The 18,580-nt window shown below is 70.5% G+C and carries 12 protein-coding genes; 7 read left to right on the forward strand and 5 right to left on the reverse strand.

The features are described from left to right. Positions 1-8: 8 nt before the first annotated feature. Entirely contained in the window at positions 9-1,670 is a 1,662-nt protein-coding gene (locus ACZ607_RS18480) for an ABC transporter substrate-binding protein (protein WP_469735763.1), read from the reverse strand. Positions 1,671-1,981: 311 nt separating this feature from the next. Here ACZ607_RS18480 and ACZ607_RS18485 point away from each other — a divergent pair, with 311 nt between their 5' ends. Both ACZ607_RS18485 and ACZ607_RS18490 read left to right on the forward strand, forming a co-directional pair. Continuing rightward, positions 1,982-5,971: an SGNH/GDSL hydrolase family protein gene (locus ACZ607_RS18485; protein ID WP_469736610.1), complete on the forward strand. Its 3,990-nt coding sequence runs from the start codon at positions 1,982-1,984 to the stop codon at positions 5,969-5,971. 61 nt (positions 5,972-6,032) lie between these two features. After that, positions 6,033-6,326: a transporter gene (locus ACZ607_RS18490; protein WP_469735765.1), complete on the forward strand. Its 294-nt coding sequence runs from the start codon at positions 6,033-6,035 to the stop codon at positions 6,324-6,326. A 152-nt stretch (positions 6,327-6,478) separates the two neighbouring features. Here the strand turns inward: ACZ607_RS18490 and ACZ607_RS18495 are convergent, their stop codons facing one another. From ACZ607_RS18495 to argJ, 3 genes are all read right to left on the reverse strand, one after another. Further along, positions 6,479-7,312 (reverse strand): AfsR/SARP family transcriptional regulator, encoded by an 834-nt coding sequence (locus ACZ607_RS18495; protein WP_469735767.1) that lies wholly within the window; start codon positions 7,310-7,312, stop codon positions 6,479-6,481. Between the two features lie 558 nt (positions 7,313-7,870). Continuing rightward, a complete protein-coding gene (locus tag ACZ607_RS18500; protein WP_469735769.1) occupies positions 7,871-8,884 on the reverse strand; it encodes an MBL fold metallo-hydrolase in 1,014 nt (337 codons plus the stop codon). Positions 8,885-8,980: 96 nt separating this feature from the next. Beyond that, positions 8,981-10,159 (reverse strand): bifunctional glutamate N-acetyltransferase/amino-acid acetyltransferase ArgJ, encoded by a 1,179-nt coding sequence (gene argJ, locus ACZ607_RS18505; RefSeq protein ID WP_469735771.1) that lies wholly within the window; start codon positions 10,157-10,159, stop codon positions 8,981-8,983. Between the two features lie 212 nt (positions 10,160-10,371). Here argJ and ACZ607_RS18510 point away from each other — a divergent pair, with 212 nt between their 5' ends. The 5 genes from ACZ607_RS18510 (at position 10,372) to ACZ607_RS18530 (ending at position 17,477) form a co-directional block, all read left to right on the forward strand. Continuing rightward, entirely contained in the window at positions 10,372-12,087 is a 1,716-nt protein-coding gene (locus ACZ607_RS18510) for a thiamine pyrophosphate-binding protein (RefSeq protein WP_469735773.1), read from the forward strand. Further along, complete coding sequence (locus ACZ607_RS18515; protein WP_469736612.1) at positions 12,087-13,619, forward strand: asparagine synthase-related protein; 1,533 nt, start codon at positions 12,087-12,089, stop codon at positions 13,617-13,619. Before ACZ607_RS18510 ends, ACZ607_RS18515 begins: the two co-directional genes overlap by 1 nt. A 57-nt stretch (positions 13,620-13,676) precedes the next feature. Then, positions 13,677-14,627, forward strand: a complete 951-nt coding sequence (gene speB / locus ACZ607_RS18520; RefSeq protein WP_469735775.1) for an agmatinase — start codon at positions 13,677-13,679, stop codon at positions 14,625-14,627. Continuing rightward, positions 14,624-15,598, forward strand: coding sequence for a clavaminate synthase Cs1 (gene cs1, locus ACZ607_RS18525; RefSeq protein ID WP_469735777.1), 975 nt, complete (start codon positions 14,624-14,626; stop codon positions 15,596-15,598). The genes speB and cs1 overlap by 4 nt, the downstream gene beginning before the upstream one ends. A 214-nt stretch (positions 15,599-15,812) precedes the next feature. Further along, entirely contained in the window at positions 15,813-17,477 is a 1,665-nt protein-coding gene (locus tag ACZ607_RS18530; RefSeq protein WP_469735779.1) for a penicillin-binding transpeptidase domain-containing protein, read from the forward strand. Here the strand turns inward: ACZ607_RS18530 and ACZ607_RS18535 are convergent. Continuing rightward, positions 17,360-18,532: a VOC family protein gene (locus ACZ607_RS18535; RefSeq protein WP_469735781.1), complete on the reverse strand. Its 1,173-nt coding sequence runs from the start codon at positions 18,530-18,532 to the stop codon at positions 17,360-17,362. The genes ACZ607_RS18530 and ACZ607_RS18535 overlap by 118 nt on opposite strands. Positions 18,533-18,580: the final 48 nt, after the last annotated feature.

Raw genomic sequence — 18,580 nt, forward strand, 5'->3', positions numbered from 1 at the left:
GGCCGCCGTCAGTGTGCGCCCAGCGCCACGTAGTCGTACATCCCGAAGGAGCCCGTGACGAACACGTTGCGGGCGTCCGGGTGACGGTAGAGCAGCGAACGCGGGTAGAGGTAGGGCACGATCACGGCGTGGTCCATGGTCAGCCGGTCGATCCGGTGCCAGATGGCCGCGCGCTCCGCCATGTCGCCGCTGACGGCGCCCCGGTCGAGCAGACCGTTGATCTCCGGGTCGTCCAGTTCGCCCATGTTCTGGTTGCCGCGCTCCTTGATCGCGCGCCCGTCGACGATCTGCTGGAAGAAGCCGTAGCCGTCGGGGAAGTCGGCACCCCAGCCGAACATGATGATCCCGATGCCGTGTTCGCGCAGGTACTCGGGACTGCCTCCATAGCGGTCGAAGTAGTCGCCGGACGGGAAGTCCAGCACCTCGGCCTCGATGCCGACCCGGGCCAGTCCGGCCGCGAGCGCCTCGGCCGCCCGGTACTCCTTCAGCCGGTCCTTGCGGGCGGCGATCTTCGTCCGGAACCCGTCCGGCATTCCGGCCAGGGCCAGTTCCGCGCGGGCGGCGTCCAGGTCGCCGGTGCCGTCCTCGCCGACCGGGTAGCGGTCGAAGGGCCGGTAGCCGTCGATGGTCGGCGGGAGGATCGTGGTGGCGATGTCGCCACCGACCGGGCCGCCGTAGGCCTCCTGCATCGCGGCCTTGTCGGTGGCGAACTGCACCGCGCGCCGGCAGTGGACGTTGTCGAACGGGGCGATGCGGCTGGACAGGCAGTAGATCCAGGTGAAGCCGGTCAGCGGGTTGTCCGCGTTCGCCTTGAGCGCCGGGTCCGCGAGGATGCGTTCCTGGGTGGCCGGCTGGACGCCGAAGCCCGCGAGGTCGATGTGCGCCTCTCCGGAGAGCAGCATCAGGTCCACCTCGTGCGGGTCCTTGCCCAGGTGCACCTCGATGCGCTCGGCGCGCTGACGGCGTACGGGGTCGGTGGCGGGGTCCCAGTGCGCGTTGCGTTCCAGGACCACGAGCGAGCCGCGCTCGTAGGAGGCGACACGGTAGGGGCCGGTCGCCACGGGCCCGAGCCGGTAGCCGGCGCCGGTGTCACGGGCCTTGGGGACCGGGGTGGTGCTGGGCATGGTGGCCAGCAGGTCCATGCCCGCGAAGGGCTCCGTCAGCCGCAGGACCAGGGTGCGGTCGTCGGGGGTCTCGACCGTGACGGGTCCGTCCACGTCGGGCTCCCGCCAGGGGCCGCCGTAGTCGGTGCCCAGCAGGTGCCGGAAGTAGGTGGGGCCGACGCCCAGGACGTCCGTGCCGTAGTTGCTCCTGGCGATGGCGTACTTGATGTCCGCCGCGACCACCGGGGTGCCGTCCTCGTACAGCAGTCCTGGACGCAGCCGGTACGTCCAGGTGCGCCCGCCGTCCGACGCCTCACCGAGCGATTCGGCCAGGTCAGGGACGAGCCGTTGGCCGTCCTTCCCCGGTTCGGTGGCGAAGGTGACGAGCGTCCGGCCGATCAGGCGCAAGAAGTTCCAGGTGTAGGCGTAGTACGTGTTGCCCGGGTCGAGCGAGTCGAAGTCGTCGGTACGGACCAGGCGGAGGGTCCCGCCCAGTGCGTCGGTCGGGTCGACCACTGCGCCGACAGCGGCGTCGAAGCCGGAGGTGCCCGGCTGTTCGGTCTCCATGTCCCAGCCCTTCTCGCGGTGATTTCCGCGTCATTCTGCGGGTGTGAGGAGCTCCGGGCGGGGGTGTTCGGGCGCGGGCGCATAGCCGACAGCAGGTCGGTATAGCGGAAGAGCCGGGTGAGAGGTGGGGAAGAGCCGGGGCTGATTGGCTCGCGTCCCCCCACGCGCGAAGCGGACGTCCGCTTCCCTCCACGCGCGATGCGGATGTCCTGACGAGAGGCGAACCGAGCGTGCCCCGAAGAAGAAGATGGCATGTGCCCGTCATAACCTTGGCGGCCACGGCCCTGCTGGCGGGTTATCCGTCGCTGTCGATGGCCAAGACCCCTGAGCCCCCCGCCGGAGCCGCGCAGGGGTGGACCCAGAAGGACCAGGCGGACGCCGCCGATCCGGGCCCCGCCACCCTGCCGGAAGCCGTCCCCGCCGACGACCGCGCGCAGGTGCTCGGCACCGGCTACCGCACCTCCGACGACCTGGCGTGGACCACCTCGGGTGACGCCACCGGCTTCCACGTCATGGTCGCCGCCGCCGAGGACGGCTACCGCTGGCGGACCGCCGCGACGCTGTCCGAGCCCGGCTTCGACACGGACACCTGGATCGGCAACGCCTGCCTCACCGCGTCCGGGAAGCGCGCCGCCGTCACCTACGCGCCCCGGACCTTCACCAACAAGCCCGCGCTCATGACACGCGGTGCCTTCACCGCAGTCGTCGACCTGACGACCGGCGCGGTCACCAAGCTTCCCGTCCAGTCCAGCCTGAGCTACTTCTCACCCGGCTGCGGCACCACGGAGAAGGCCGTCTTCTCGCAGTTCTCCGACGACGACTCGGAACGCAACGAGACCCGCCTCATCGGCGTGGACGCCGCGAGCGGCAAGGCGGCGAAGCCGCTGAAGCTGCCCGGCCAGGTCACCTCCGCCGTCCCGCTGGACGACGGCTACGCGGCCGCGCAGGGCGCCCGCCTGGTCGAGGTCGCCCCCTCCGGCGACGTACGGGTCGCCGCGCGGACCACCACCGTCCCCTTCCAGCTCACCGCGGCGGGTGACGGCTCGGTCGTCTACATCGACCGCACCGGGACGGCCGCGGCGAAGGCCGGGCAGACCGCGGACGAGCGGGCCGAGGTCCGCCGGGCGCCCGCGGCGCTCTTCGGCGGCTCCCGGAAGGCCGGCACCACCCAGCGTGTCGCCACCGGCTCCCTCACCGACTTCGACATCGCCCGCTCGGCCGGCAGCGGCAAGGTCTACGTCACGGGCAAGGCCAAGGCCGCCGGCACCCTGCCGGCGTCGGTACGCATGCCCGCGGGCGTGGCCAAGGACGCCGTCCTCTCCACGAAGGGCGAGGCCGCCGTCACCACCGCGTGGGCCGACGGCAAGGACTCCCGGCTCACCCCCGAGGAGGCCGCCTCGGCGCGCACCGCCCGGGCCCGGATGCACCTCCTGGCCACCGGACGCACCGTCACCCTGGACTCCCACCCCGGCACGACGGTCGGCTCCACCGCGAAGACCGCGTCGGGCCTCGCCACGTCACCGGCGCTGACCGGGGGCGGCTCGGCGGCCGCCACGCCGAAGCTCGCCGCCGCGTCGCCGACCAACCCCGTGGAGGACGAGCGCTACTGCTCGGTCCCGCGCGGAGACGTCCGCAAGCAGGCCTTCCAGCCCACCCCGCGCCAGGTCGAGTGGGCGGTCGACCAGGCCGTGGTCGGCAAGCTGAACTCGCACGTCTCGCGCCCGGCCAACTGGAAGAACACCGGGATGTCGGCCTACCAGCCGCAGTCCCTCTTCCCGCTCAAGACCATGGCCGGAGACCCCAACGGCGTGCCTGACGCGGCCGACGAATACCACATCCCCGCACAGGTCATGCTGGGCATCACCGCCCAGGAATCGAACATGTGGCAGGCGACCCGCTTCGCCGTCCCGGGTGTCACCGCCAACACGCTGATCGGCAACTACTACGGCATCGGCTACGACGCCGACGGCGGACAGAACGACCCCTGGGCGGTCAACTGGGCCTCCGCCGACTGCGGTTACGGCATCGTCCAGGTGACCGACGGCATGCGCAAGGCGGGCCACGAGAAGCCGGGCGAGACCGCGCTGTCCGTGCAGAAGCAGGAGGCGGTGGCCCTCGACTACACCGCCAACATCGCCGCCGGTGTCAACATCCTCGTGGACAAGTGGAACCAGACGTACGCCGCCGGGATGACCATCAACGACGACGGTCCCTCGTACATCGAGAACTGGTTCTTCGCGCTCTGGGCCTACAACTCCGGCTTCTACCCGCAGTCCACCGCAGGTCAGCACGGCGGCCACTGGGGCGTCGGCTTCACCAACAACCCGGCGAACCCGCTGTGGAAGGCCAACCGCACCCCGTTCCTCGAGAGCGCGGCGGGCGGGGACGACTACTCCCACGCCGCCCACCCGCAGGACTGGCCGTACCAGGAGAAGGTGATCGGCTGGGCCGCCCGCCCGATCTCCGCGATGTTCGCACCGGGTGACTTCCAGCCCGGCTACCGCGCCGCCTGGTGGACCGCCACGGACCAGCGGACCCTGGCCAAGCCCCCGGTCGGACTGTTCTGCGACACCTCCAACAACTGCGACCCCAGCAAGATCAAGGAGGGGGACACCGGCACCAACGGGGCGTGCCAGCTGAACAACCCGGCGGACGAGTTCTACCTGCACTGCTGGTGGAACAAGAAGACGAGCTGGAAGAGCTGCCTGGGCGGAGCCTGCGGGTACGCCCTCCACCGCTTCGACGCGACCTATCCGGAACAGCCGGACGGCAACGCCTACCCGCCCCGGTGCTCCAGCGGACTCCCCTCGGGTACGTACGTGATCGACGACGTGGCCTCCGGTGTCACCCCGGCCGGCTCGTCCGGGCGCAGTTGCGGCGCGACGACATCACCCGGAACCTTCGGCTTCACCTTCACGGCCGACGGAGCCAACTACCCGGGCAAGATAGACACCCATCAGATCGGAGCGGGCTACGGCAACCACTTCTGGTTCTCGCACACCCGGAACCAGGCGACCACCGAGGGCGCCAGGCTGCGCACGACCGGCACCTGGACGCTGACGAACGGAATGACCGGCTGGGCCCGGGTCTGGGTGCACCTCCCCGACCACGGCGCCCACACCCGCCAGGCCTCCTACACCATCTCCGGGACCACCAGCACGAGTCCGGTGCGGGTGCAACCGCAGCGGGTCCTGGAGAACAAGTGGGTGTCCCTCGGGGTGTTCCAGTTCACCTCCACCCCGAAGATCTCGCTCTCCACCCACTCGGCCGACGGCACCGGCTCCGAGGACGTCGCCTGGGACGCCGCGGGGTTCCAGCCGCTGGCGGGCAAGCCGAAGGACATGGTGGTCGCCCTCGGCGACTCCTACTCCTCGGGTGAAGGAGCCTCGGCCGCGGGCGGCGTCGACTACTACAAGGAGACGAACTACCGCGACGAGAGCAACCCCTCGACGCGCAACGCCTGCCACCGCTCCACCAAGGCCTGGTCCCGTCAGGCCACCATCCCGGGCCGCTCGGCCTCCGTGGGATCCATGGACGACAGCCGCTCCGCGGCGATGGACTACCACCTGGTGGCCTGCTCGGGCGCGCGCACGTACAACATCGCCTCCATCGGTGAGAACGGTGAACTGCCCCAGCTGCAGAAGGGCTACCTCGACCAGAACACCACGCTGGTGACCATGTCCATCGGCGGCAACGACGCCCGGTTCGCCTACATCATCCAGAAGTGCATCTTCGGTGGTGTCGGCTGGCCGACCCTGTGCCAGAACCAGACCTTCGACGACGACGACAAGAACGTCGACGACGCCGCCTACCAGGGGCTGAAGATCGGGGTGGCGGCCGAACGTCTGGCCAAGGAACGGGTGCGGCCCGCCATCACCACGGCCCTGAAGAACATCGCGGCGAAGGCACCCAACGCCAAGATCGTCCTGATGGGATACCCGCCGCTGCTCGAAGGGGTCGGGGGATGCATCCCCGGCATCGGAACCGAGGAGGCCCCCTGGCTCAACAGCATGGCGGGCACCCTGGCCACGGAGATGCAGGGCGCGGTGGACGACGCCAAGACCGCCGGGGTGAAGGCGTGGTACTCCAACCCCGCCCAGAACTTCGCCGGCAAGGCCGTCTGCGGTGACCCCGAGCAGGTCCACGGGATCGTGCTGGACCTCGTCGAGAGCGACGAACCGGCGATCGACTGGCCGATCCTGCAACTCGGAGCCTCCGCGCAGTCCTTCCACCCCAAGGTCGGTGGAGCCAGGCTGTACGCCGACTCCCTCGAGCGGACGATGGCAGGAATGGGTCTCTGACCCGGACCACGCGACAGGGCCCTCCCCGGCAGGGGAGGGCCCACCGAGGAGGAGGTGAGCCGTGCGGCGGGTGACCCGGCGGGGCGACATCGGGGCGGCGTTGCTGCTGCTCGTGCTGGACGCGGTCCTGGTGACCGTCCTGCTCCTCGGCGTGGCCGTCTCCGGAGGCCTGACCGGCAGTCCGGACAGGGCCGCGATGGACCAGGAGGCCTCCAGGGCGGCGCTGGTCTGCCTCACCCTGCTCCTGGTCTCCGGGGGCATCGCGGCAAGTCTGCGGGCCTGGGTCACCGCGGCGGTCCAGGTGACCGTGCTGGGGGGCGCCGCGCTGGTCGCCCTGTGGGGCTTCGGCGCCTGACACACGTACGCCGCGTTCCCTACCGGACGTACGTGTGCCGCGTTCCCCGCCCGACGTACGTGTGCCGCGTTCCCTCGGCAGTCGCCGGGGAGCGCGGCACACGTGGTTCGGTACGCGGTCGGCAGCGGTCGGGGGACCGTGCCGGCCGCAGGTCAGCGCCGGGCCATCCCCGGCACGGCCGAGAGCATGTCGGCGTCCTGACGGAGGATCGCCCGCTCCAGCGTCGTCAGCCTGGGGCCCGGATAGATCCCCAGCTCGTCGGTCAGCGTGTTTCTCGCTCTGCGGAACACCGCGAGCGCGTCGGCCTGACGGCCCGAGAGATAAAGCGCCTGCATCAGATGCCCGTACAGCTCTTCCCTGAGTGGGTGCAGGGCAATCAGATCGGTCAGTTCCCCGATGGCTTCCTCGTATTCACCGAGGGTCATTTCCAGGCAGATTCGTTGCTGGAGTGCGGAGACACGCTCTTCCTCCAGCCGGGCGGCCCGGGTCTGCAATGCGCTGCTCGAAATCCCCGCGAGCGCCGGACCTCGCCAGATCGCGAGCGCGTCCTTGAGCAGATCGAGCGCCTCCTCCTTGAGATCGGCGCGGACGAGCTTTTTCGCCGTCGAGACGTTGCGCCGGAAGATCTCGCAGTCGATCTCGCAATGAGCCGGGTCCAGTTGGTAACCGGAGGCCGTCGACAGGACGGTTTCCTGCGGCACGCCGGCCGAAGCCATGGCGCGGCGGATCATCCAGACACTGGTCTGCAGCTGACCAGAGGCTGTTCTGGGTGGATCCTCACCCCACAGCTGGCCGATGAGTTCCGGTGTGCCCACCGCCCTGCCGGACGCAAGTGCGAGAGCGGCCAGGACCCTGAGCTGTCGCTGCCCGGTCAGAGGGACAGCCACGTTCCGGCACACCATGGAGACCGGACCTAATATGCGAATCTGCACGCCGACCACAGGGTTCTCCCGTTCTGCCGGTCCATGGCTGACTTCCCCCGCCATGAACTGCTGGATTTTCGCACGCCATGTTCTTGATTGCGCCGGTCATTTAACGAATGCGGTGAAACGACCTGAGCCGTTACGCGCGTAGCGGGACTCCGTCCACCTATCGATTCGGGACAGTAATCAGCCAACCTTGTGCCGTCAACGGAGCCCATTTGGGCACGGCTGAAAACTGCGGTGCCGTGACCGGCCGACGACACCTCCGGGAGAATGCGGGAGCGGGAGAGTCCGGCGAACAGTGTTCACAGATCGCACGGAGTGACGGACGGGGCGCACGCGGTTCCACGAGGGGATTCCGCCCCTGCCCCTGGAACGCCGGGCCTTGGCGGAGGGTGTGCGTCCGCTGTGGGGCCGACGGACACGGGAGCGCCCCGGGCGAGATTACCCAGAGCACCGATGGAGCCCCGGAACGACCGGTTCAGTGGTGTAGACCAGTGATGGCGGAAAGTGTGTGGCGCGGCGGCTTGCGTCACCGGCCAGGCAGCCGCACACGGGTGCCGGGGCGGACATCCGGCGCCCTCCCGGCCGTACACGCCCCCTCCGTCGGGACGGCTCCGCTCAGACCTCCGCCATGACGTCGAGCATCTCCAGGTGCCGGGGGGCCAGCACTCGGGCGGTGCTCTCCGCGCCCTGACGGGCGGCCGCCCGCTCAAGTGCCCGTACGGCGTCCGGGGCCACGGAGCCGGCGATCCCGGCGGCTCCCAAGGGGGTCACCATGTCGTCGTGGTGGCAGGGCAGAAGCACGGAGGGCGATCCGATCGCGGCGAGCAGCCGGTCGGGGTACCCGTGGACGGCGGCGTGACCGCTCATCCCGATCACCGCGATGTCGGGCCGCGCGCCCGCAAGCTCCCGCTCCGCGACGTTGCTCGTCCCGGTCAGCAGGACGGACGGGCCTCCGTCGACCGTCACCTGGAAGGACAGCGTCTGCCCCTCGACCAGGTCACCGAGGGTCCGGGGCTTCGGCGGGACGTCGTTCCTGGTGCCGGCGGCGAACGACGAGTAGTCCTGCTGCCTGCTGTGCAGGCTGCGGAAGACCTCCACGCTGTATCCGTCGAACTGCAGGTGGTCGCCGCCGTTCACCGCCACCACGTCCGCCATGCGGCGCTCCGGAGTCCCCATGGCGGCCAGCAGGTGACGCGAGGTCAGGTCGCAGAGCGTCCGTACGCGGTGGTCCTCCCAGGCCGGCCGCGCGAGCAGATGCGGCACGTCCGCGAGGTGGTCGAAGTGCCCGTGGCTGACGAGAATCAGATCGGGCGCGCCGGTCAGCGACTTCTCGGCGACGAGCTCGACCGCGTCCGGGTCGAGCGCCAGAGGCAGTGCCGGGTCGAGGGCCCCGTCCTCGTCGGCGTAGGGCATGCGGCTCAGATACGGGTCGAAGAGCACGCTGCGACCCGCGAAGCTCAGCTCCCAGCCGGCCACCCCCAGCCAGCGGAGGCCGAGCGCGGTCCCCTTCGGCGGCTTCGAGGACCGTCGGGAGTGGGCCGCCGGCAGCGGGGCGGCGCCACCGACCAGCAGCCCTGCCGCCCCGGCACCCAACGCGCCCTGGAGGACCGACCTTCGCGACTGACCCATGCGCCACCTCGTTCACCTTGTGCTGATCTCCCGTCACCCTACGGAGCGGATGGGGCGAGGTGGCACATTTGAGTCAGCGGGCCCGTTCGTGGCGGATCAGGTCGTGTACTCGGAGTTCAGGCGTACGTAACCTTCCGTCAGGTCGCAGCCGTAGACGGTGAACTCGCCGTCCCCGATGCCGAGTCCGATGCCGATCACGACCTCGGACCCGCGCATGTGCTCGGCGACGACCGTCCGCAGCTCGGCGTCGCCGGGGCCGTCGGCGCTCTGGGGGTAGACCTGGGTCCCGCCGAACCGGACGGAGACGTTCTCCGGCAGGATGTCGGTGTCGTCGGTGCACTTGCCGATCGCCATGTTCACCCGGCCCCAGTTCGGGTCGCTTCCGTGGACAGCGGTCTTCACCAGCGGCGAGTTGACGACGGTCTTGCCGACGCGCTTGGCCTGCGCCTCGTCCCGGGCTCCCGTGACCCGCACCTCGATGAGCTTGCTGGCGCCCTCCCCGTCCGAAGCGATGTTCTTCACCAGGGCGAGGGCCACCTCGTGCAGCGCCTCCTCGAACTCGGCCGGGTCCACCTGGCCCGCCAGCCCGTTGGCGAACAGGACGGCGGTGTCGCTGGTCGAGGTGTCGGTGTCGATGGAGACGGCGTTGAACGTCCGGTCCATGACGCTGCGGAAGATCCGGTCCTGCACGTCCTGCGGGAGCTGGGCGTCCGTGGCGAAGAAGGTGAGCAGGGTGGCCATGTCGGGCTCCAGCATGCCCACCCCCTTGGCGATGCCGACGAGCGTCGCGTCACCGCACCGCACCCTGACCTCCTTGGGCCGGGTGTCGGTCGTCATGATCGCCCGCGCGGCACGGTCGAACCCGCCCTCGGGGAAGGGCCAGGAGAGTGTCTTGATGTGTGCGCGGATCTGCTCCATCGGGTACTGGAGGCCGATCACACCGGTGGACGCGATCAGCATCTCCTCCTGAGGGATGCCGGTGGCCGCGGCCACCGCGTCACGCACCTCGCGGGCGTTGCTCGCGCCCTCCGGGCCCGTGGCCACGTTCGCGTTCCGGGCGACGACCACCACTCCACGCGCCTGCCCGTCGGCGACCGCCTCGCGGCTGAGCACCACGCTCGGCCCGGAGAAGCGCGACTTGGTGAACACCCCGCTGACCTGGGTGGGAGCGGTGGAGGCCAGTACGGTGAAGTCGTCCCGTCCGTCGTCGATGAGGCCCACCGGTGCGGTGTGCACCACAAAACCGGCGGGCTCCCGGGTGGTCGTACGGGTCATGATCGCCTTCTCTCTTCGCGATGTCATTATGCGCTTGTCCGTATTCTTATACGTCTACCACAGGTGGTGCGGCCGCAAGGCCCGAACGGGATCCGGCCGCACCCTAAGCGCACTACAGAGGGGTCGGATAGGCACTGGAGAGGCGGTGGAGAGAGCACACCGGCACGGTGACGGCATTCCGCTTCCCGTCGACATCCTGGAGACGACGCCGCATGTCCCGTGTATCGACCAAGCCCAGCAACAACCCGACGGCCGCACACGCACTGCTCAAGCGTCTCCACGAGCACGGTGTGGAGACGGTGTTCGGTGTCGTCGGCCGCGAAGCAGCCTCCATCCTCTTCGACGAGGCGCCGGGGATCGACTTCGTGCTCACCCGGCACGAGTTCACCGCCGGCGTCGCAGCCGATGTCCTGGCCCGTATCACCGGCCGGCCGCAGGCCTGCTGGGCGACGCTCGGCCCCGGAATGACCAACCTCGCCACCGGTGTGGCGACCTCGATCCTGGACCGCTCGCCGGTCATCGCGCTGGCGGCCCAGTCCGAGTCGCACGACATCTTCCCCAACGACACGCACCAGTGCCTGGACTCGGTCGCCGTCATGCGCCCCATGACGAAGTACGCCGTCGAACTCCAGCGGCCCGACGAGATCACCGACCTGGTGGACTCCGCCGTCTCCGCCGCGATGACGGAGCCGGTCGGCCCCAGCTTCATCTCCGTCCCCGTCGACCTGCTCGGCGCGGACATCGACTCCTCGGTCACGCACCCCGCGGCGCTCACGCCGTCCAAGCCGGTCGGCGCGGTCCAGGCGGGCTGGGAGGCCACCGCCGACGAGGCAGCCGCCCTGGTCGCCGGTGCGGAGCACCCGGTCTTCGTCGTCGGCGCGGCGGCCATCCGCTCCGGCGCCGTGCCCGCGATCCGCGCACTGGCCGAGCGCCTGGACGTGCCGGTCATCACCACGTACATCGCCAAGGGCGTCCTGCCGCACGGCCACCGCCTGAACTACGGTGCGGTGACCGGGTACATGGACGGCATCCTCTCCTTCCCGGCGCTGGAGACCCTCTTCGGTCCTGCGGACGTGATCGTGACCCTCGGCTACGACTACGCCGAGGACCTGCGCCCCTCGATGTGGGACCGCGGCGGCGAGAAGAAGACCGTCCGCGTCTCTCCCACCGTCAACCCGATTCCCCGCGTCTACCGCCCGGACGTGGACGTGGTCACCGACGTCCTGGCCTTCGTGGAGCACTTGGACGCCGCGACGGCGGACACCGCCGCGAAGACCCCGCACGACATCGCCCCGCTGCGTGAGCGGATCGCGGAGTTCCTCGCCGACCCCACCGAGTACGAGGACGGCATGCGCGTCCACCAGGTGATGGACTCGATGAACACGGTCATGGCGGAGACCGCCGAGGCCGGTGAGGGCACGATCGTCTCCGACATCGGCTTCTTCCGTCACTACGGTGTCCTCTTCGCACGCGCCGACCAGCCCTTCGGGTTCCTCACCTCGGCCGGCTGCTCCAGCTTCGGCTACGGCATACCCGCCGCGATCGGCGCCCAGATGGCCCGCCCGGGCCAGCCCACCTTCCTCATCGCGGGCGACGGCGGCTTCCACTCCAACAGCGCCGACCTGGAGACCATCGCGCGGCTCAACCTGCCGATCGTGACGGTCGTCGTCAACAACGACACCAACGGGCTGATCGAGCTCTACCAGAACCTCGGCCACCAGCGCTCGCACGACCCGGCCGTCAAGTTCACCGGTGTCGACTTCACCGAGCTCGCCCGGGCCAACGGCGTCGAGGCGGTCCGCGCCGACACCCGCGAGGACCTGCTCGCCGCACTGCGCAAGGGCGCCGGTCTCGGCCGGCCGTTCCTGATCGAGGTCCCGGTGAACTACGACTTCACCTCCGGCGGCTTCGGTGCACTGAGCATCTGATCATGGCGCACACAACTCCCGCGGCCACGGGATTCCTGGTCTCCGCTCAGCAGAGCGGGGACCGGGGGCCCGTGCCCGTGTTCGCGACCCGGGGTGCCCACGCGACCGTGGCCGAGGCCCTGCGCACCCAGACCCTGAACGCCGTACTCGTCCACTCGGGTCCGGCCGAGGACGCCGTGGCCCGCTCGGGGGACACGGCGCTCGTCCTGGCCGGCGAGCTCTACAACAGGGAGGAACTGCTCACGGTCCTCCCCGCCGGTTCCGACACGAGCACCGACGCGCGGCTGCTCCTCGCCCTGCTCGGCGTCTACGACCTGCACGCCTTCCGGCTGCTCAACGGCCGGTTCGCCGCGGCCGTGGCCCTCGGCGACCGGGTGCTCCTGGCCACCGACCACGCGGGCTCCGTACCCCTGTACACGCTTCCCGCGCCCGGCCGCGTCCTCGCCGCCACCGAGATCAAGGCCCTCGTCCCGGCGACCGTCCGGACACCGCCGTCCGGACGACCCGTCGCCGAGGCACGCAGGGTGCGCCGGGTGCCGGGCGTCCACCAGGTGCCCGCCGGCACCGTCCTCGAGATCGACGTCCGCACCGGCACCGCGGTCCCCTCCCGGACCTGGGTGCCGCCGGTCTCCCGGCGGATCCTCCCCGAATCGGACGCGGCCGACGCGGTGCGCGAGACGCTCGGACGGGCCGTCCGGGCCCGGACCGGCGCGACCACCCCCTTGGTGGTGCTCTCCGGGGGAATCGATTCTTCAGGAGTCGCCGCCCTCGCCGCCGCACACACCGACGGCCCCCTGGACACCCTGTCCATGGGAACCGACACCTCGGACGAGTTCGCCGAGGCGCGTGTGGTCGCCACCCATCTCGGCTCCACCCACCGGGAGATCACGGTCCCCACGACCGACCTGCTCGGGCAACTGCCTTACGCCGTCTGGGCGTCGGAGTCCGTGGACCCGGACATCATCGAGTACCTGCTGCCGCTCACCGCCCTGTACCGGGCGCTCGACGGGCCGGCCCGCCGCATCCTCACCGGCTACGGGGCGGACATCCCGCTCGCCGGGATGCACCGCGAGGACCGGCTTCCCCAGCTGGACACGGCAGTGGCGTACGACATGGCCACCTTCGACGGACTCAACGAGATGACCCCGGTCCTCTCCGGCGTCCAGGGCCACTGGTCGACCCACCCGTACTGGGACCGCGAGGTCCTGGACCTCCTGGTGCCGCTGGAGGCCGGTCTCAAGCGACGGCACGGCCGCGACAAGTGGGTCCTGAGGGAGGCCATGAGCGCCCTGCTGCCCCACGAGACCGTCACCCGTCCGAAGCTCGGTGTGCACGAGGGCTCGGGGACGACGTCGTCCTTCAGCCTCCTGCTGATCGACGCCGGGGTACCGGAGGCCGAGGTCCACCGCGCCAAGTCCCTGGTGGTGACGGAGATCTTCGACCTGGTGGCCGTCGAGGGCGTGCCCCCCGCCGAGGTGAGCACCACCGACACCGTGCACCGGGTGTCCGCACGGCTGAAGGAGTCCCAGTGACCCTCCCCGGCCCCCGCCCCTGCCGTCAGCGACCCTACCGACAGGAGGGATGACGTCGTGGAACGTGTCGACACCACGGTCTCACCCCGTTACGCACAGATCCCCACGTTCATGCGTCTTCCGCACGACCCGCAGCCCAGTGGCCGCGACGTCGTGGTCATCGGCGCACCCTACGACGGCGGCACCAGCTACCGGCCGGGAGCCCGTTTCGGGCCGCGCGCCATCCGTAACGAGTCCGGTCTGATCCATGGAGTGGGCATCGACCGGGGGCCGGGCACCTTCGAGCTGATCGACTGCGTGGACGCCGGGGACATCGACCTCACGCCCTTCAACATGCACATCGCGATGGAGACGGCACACCGTCATCTGCGCGGCCTCCTCCAGGACAACGCGGCCTTCCTCATGCTGGGAGGCGACCACTCCCTCACCCTGGCGGCCCTGCGTGCCGTGGCCGAGCAGCACGGTCCCGTCGCCGTGGTCCACCTCGACGCGCACTCCGACACCAACCCCGCCTTCTACGGGGGCGAGTTCCACCACGGCACACCCTTCCGGCACGGCATCGACGAAGGGCTGATCGACCCACAGCGCATGGTGCAGATCGGGATACGCGGCCACAACCCCCGCCCCGACTCCCTGGACTACGCGCGCGACAAGGGGGTGCGGGTCGTCACCACCGACGAGTTCGTCGAGACCGGCGTCGCCGGCACGCACGCCCTCGTCCAGGAACTCATCGGCGACCGCCCCGTCTACGTGTCCGTCGACGTCGACGTCTGCGACCCGGCCTTCGCCCCCGGCACCGGCACGCCCGCGCCCGGCGGGCTGTCGTCCCGTGAGGTCCTGGCCCTCCTGCGCTGCGTCGGCGAGCTCCGTCCGGTCGGCTTCGACGTCATGGAGGTCTCACCCCTCTACGACCACGCCGGGATCACCTCCGTCCTGGCGACCGAGATAGGCGCGGAACTGCTCTACCAGTACGCACGTGCTCACATCAAGGGAAGGAACGAAGCGTGACCGTTATCGACTGCTCCGAACTGCGGGACGAACTCCTTGAGCTCGCCTCACGCCTGCCCGCGGTGCCGCGCGCGGATCTCCCGGCATTCCTGGAGGCCGCGAAGGCGGCGTCGGGCGACCTGCCGGCCTCGATCGCCGAAGCGCTGGACACGTTCAACGCCTCAGGCAACGAGGACGGTTACCTGCTGCTGCGCGGACTGCCCGTGGAGCCCGAGGACCAGCTGCCCCGCACTCCCGAATCGACACCCGCACCGGTGGAGCGCCCGCTCCTCACCATGGAGGCGATGCTGGGCGTCGTCGGACGCCGGCTCGGTCTCCACACCGGATACCAGGAGCTGCGCAGCGGCACCGTCTACCACGACGTCTACCCGTCGCCGGGGGCCCACCACCTGTCCTCGGAGACCTCCGAGACGCTGCTCGAGTTCCACACGGAGATGGCCTACCACCGTCTTCAGCCCAACTACGTGATGCTCGCCTGCTCCCGGGCCGACCACGAGCGCAGGGCGGCGACCCTGGTCGGGTCGATCCGCAAGGCACTTCCGCTGGTCCCGGACGGCTTCCGCAGCCACCTCTTCGACAACAAGGTCCCCTGCTGCGTGGACGTGGCCTTCCGCGGAGGCGTCGAGGATCCGGGCGCGATCGCCCAGGTGAAGCCGCTCTACGGTGACCCGTCCGACCCGCTGCTCGGCTACGACCGGGAACTGCTGGCTCCCGAGGACCCGCGGGACGTCGAGGCCGTGGAGTCGCTCTCCAAGGCGCTCGACGAGGTCACCGAGGCCGTCCACCTGATACCCGGTGACGTCCTGATCATCGACAACTTCCGTACGACCCATGCCCGCACCCCCTTCACCCCGCGCTGGGACGGCGCGGACCGCTGGCTGCACCGCGTCTACATCCGCACCGACTCCTACGGTCAGCTCTCCGGCGGGGAACGCGCGGGCGACGTGGTCGCCTTCACACCGCGCGCCTGATCCGCCCCACTGCCGAGGACGGGCTGGCGGCTTCCCGCGAGGGATGCCACCGGCCCGTCCTCCGTGCCGCCGCGCGGACCGTCTCTCGGCTCACTCTTCCGCGGCTCTTCCCTGCGCCCCGGTTCCCGGAGCAGCGGCTAGCGTGTCGGAGAGGTGGCCGGAGGCGGTCCGGTCATGGGAGAGGTATCCGCAGCGGACGAGGAGACAACGCCAAGTGTCGGACCCCACCTTGCAGCAGATGGCACGTCATGACCGCTCGGGACGTCGCGGGTCCCGAAGAGCGCCGGTGCTGGCCGTGGCCGTGGCCGTCCTCCTGGCCGCCGGCGCGGGCTGGTGGGGCTACACGGCCTGGTCCGGGACGGAGCGGGACTCCGAGGTGGCGGCCGCGACGGAGCAGCTCCAGTCGTTCCTCGACGCGTGGGCGGCGGGCAAGGCCGCCGAGGCCGCGGCACTGTCCGACTCGCCGGAGAACGCCGAATCGCTGCTGACCTCGGTGATGACGAACCTGAAGCCCACCAAGGCAGAGATCTCGGCGGGCGACGGGGAGAAGAACGAGGCGGGAGAGGTGACCGTCCCGTACGCCGCGCGCTTCACCGTGCCCTCGGTCGGTGTCTTCCACTACGAGTCCGAGGCGACCCTGGTACAGAAGGACCGGAAGTGGACCGTGGAGTTCGGCTCGCCGATGGTCCATCCCGATCTGAAGCCCGGGCAGACCCTCGCGCTGAAGACGGTGGCCGGACGGGCGGCTGTGCTCGACAAGAACGGCGACGACCTCGAAGCGGCGTCCCTGCGTGGTTCCGTCGACGAGAAGGGGAAGGGCACCTTCGGCCTCGAGGCGCGCTACGACAAGCAGTTACGGGGCGGAGACGGCGCCGCCACCAGCGAGGTGGTGGTCGCCGACCGGCAGTCCGGCCAGGCGGTCACCTCCCTGACCAAGAGCTCCGCGAAGCCCGGGAAGCCCGTACGGACGACCATCGACCCCGAGGTGCAGAGCGCCGCGGCGGCGGCGATGGCGGAGGTGAAGGTGAACGCGGCGCTGGTCGCGCTGGAGCCCTCGACCGGCAATCTGCTCGCCGTCTCCAGCCGCCCGGCGGGAGGGCTGAACCGGGCCCTGGCCGGGCAGTACCCGCCCGGGTCGACGTTCAAGGTGGTGACGGCGGCGGCGATGCTGAAGGCCGGAATGAAGCCGTCCGACGTCGTCCGGTGCCCCAAGTTCGCCCATGTCGACGGCCAGCGCTTCGAGAACCAGAACCAGTTCACCCTGCCCGCGGGATCGACGTTCAAGGACTCGTTCGCGAAGTCCTGCAACACCATGTTCGTGGAGAACCGCGCCAAGGTGGGCGGCTCGGCGCTGCACCAGGCGGCGGAGGCCTTCGGGATCGGCGGGGTCTGGGACGTGGGCGACTCGACGTACGACGGCTCGGTGCCGGTGACCACCTCGGACAACGATCTGGCGGCGTCCACCATCGGCCAGGCGCGTGTGCAGGCGTCGCCGCTGGTGATGGCCTCGATCGCGGCGACGGTCAAGGAGGGAACGTTCAGGCAACCGGTTCTGGTGCCCGAGGCGGTCAAGAAGAAGCACGAGGCGACGGCGCGTCTCGACACGGCGGTGACCGAGGATCTGCGCGACATGATGCGCGCGACGGTGACGTACGGGGCGGGCAGCGCCCTGACGGGGATTCCCGGCGAGCCGCACGCCAAGACCGGGACGGCGGAGTTCGGTGACGAGAAGCCGCCGCGCACCCACGCGTGGATGATCGGCTACCAGGGCGGCAGCGACCTGGCGTGGTGCGTGATGCTGGAGGACGGCGGTTCCGGCGGCGCCGACGCGGGACCGGTGGCCGCCCGGTTCCTGAAGGCACTGACGGACCGGGGCTGACCGGCGGGCCGCCCGACCAGGTCCCGGCCCGGCCCGGCGCACCGGGCGGTGGAGCGCTGACCCGCCGTTGACCGAGTCGTGGGACGGAAGACGACAGCGGTACCGAGAGCGGCGTCGGCCGGTACGAACAGCTCGCCGGACGGCGTCTCGCGCAGGGGAAGTCCGTTACGGCGCAGCAGGGCGCGGGTGACGGCGAGGTCGCGTACGGCGACGGTGTATCCGACGAGCGCCGGGAGCGCGAGGGGCCGCTCGCCCGGCAGGAGGGCCGCCAGATCCGAGTCGGACACGAGCGTCAGGGCGGCACCGTCGAGGTCGAAGACCTGGGCGGGCCCCTCCTGCCGTGCCGGCCGGCCGAGGTACGCCTCATACCGCCGCTGGACCGCGGCCATCTCCAGGTCGGCAACGCACAGCATCGCCCCGACGAGCTCGACGGCGCCGTTGGGGTGGTCGAGGCGGCGCGCACCTTGGATGCCGGGGACCAGGTCCGCGACGACACCCACCCGTCCCTCCGCGACCGCGCCCGGCCCGACACCGGGCTCGTCACCGTCGATCTCCAGGTAACGGACGGTCTCCACCGGGACTTCGGCGCCCCGGGGCGTGGGCCGCCGCACCGTGTTGACCCCGCCGTGCAGGACGCCGGCGGCGCTCAGCCGCGCGGCTGCCTCGTCGATGGCGGGCGAGGAGAACATGAGAATGTGCAGTCCCTGGAAGCGGTTCAGCCACTTCACCAGGTTGGCGCTGGTTTCACCGATCCGTTCCACAAGCACGGGCAGGACCTCCGCCGGCGCTTCCAGGGGAACGAGACGCGTGCCGGCGGGCAGGCGCTCCGCGTCGCCGTCCTTCACGCAGGTCGCAAGTTCGAGGAAGGACCCCGCGAAGTCGGCGTGGGTGTTGGCGGCTCCGAAGGGTTCGGGCGCCGCGCCTTCACGTCGGGGCATCGCCGGACAACTGGGCGGTGGTACGACGAAGCCCAGCCGCTCGTACAGGCTGATCGCCTGCGTCATGTCCTCCACGATGTGGCCGATGTGATGGAGGCGGGCAACGTCATGTCCCATAGCGGTCACCGTAGGGAAAGCCCGATCCTCGGTCAACGCACCACAGGA

The sequence above is a fragment of the Streptomyces sp. NPDC104381 genome, from assembly GCF_055583745.1.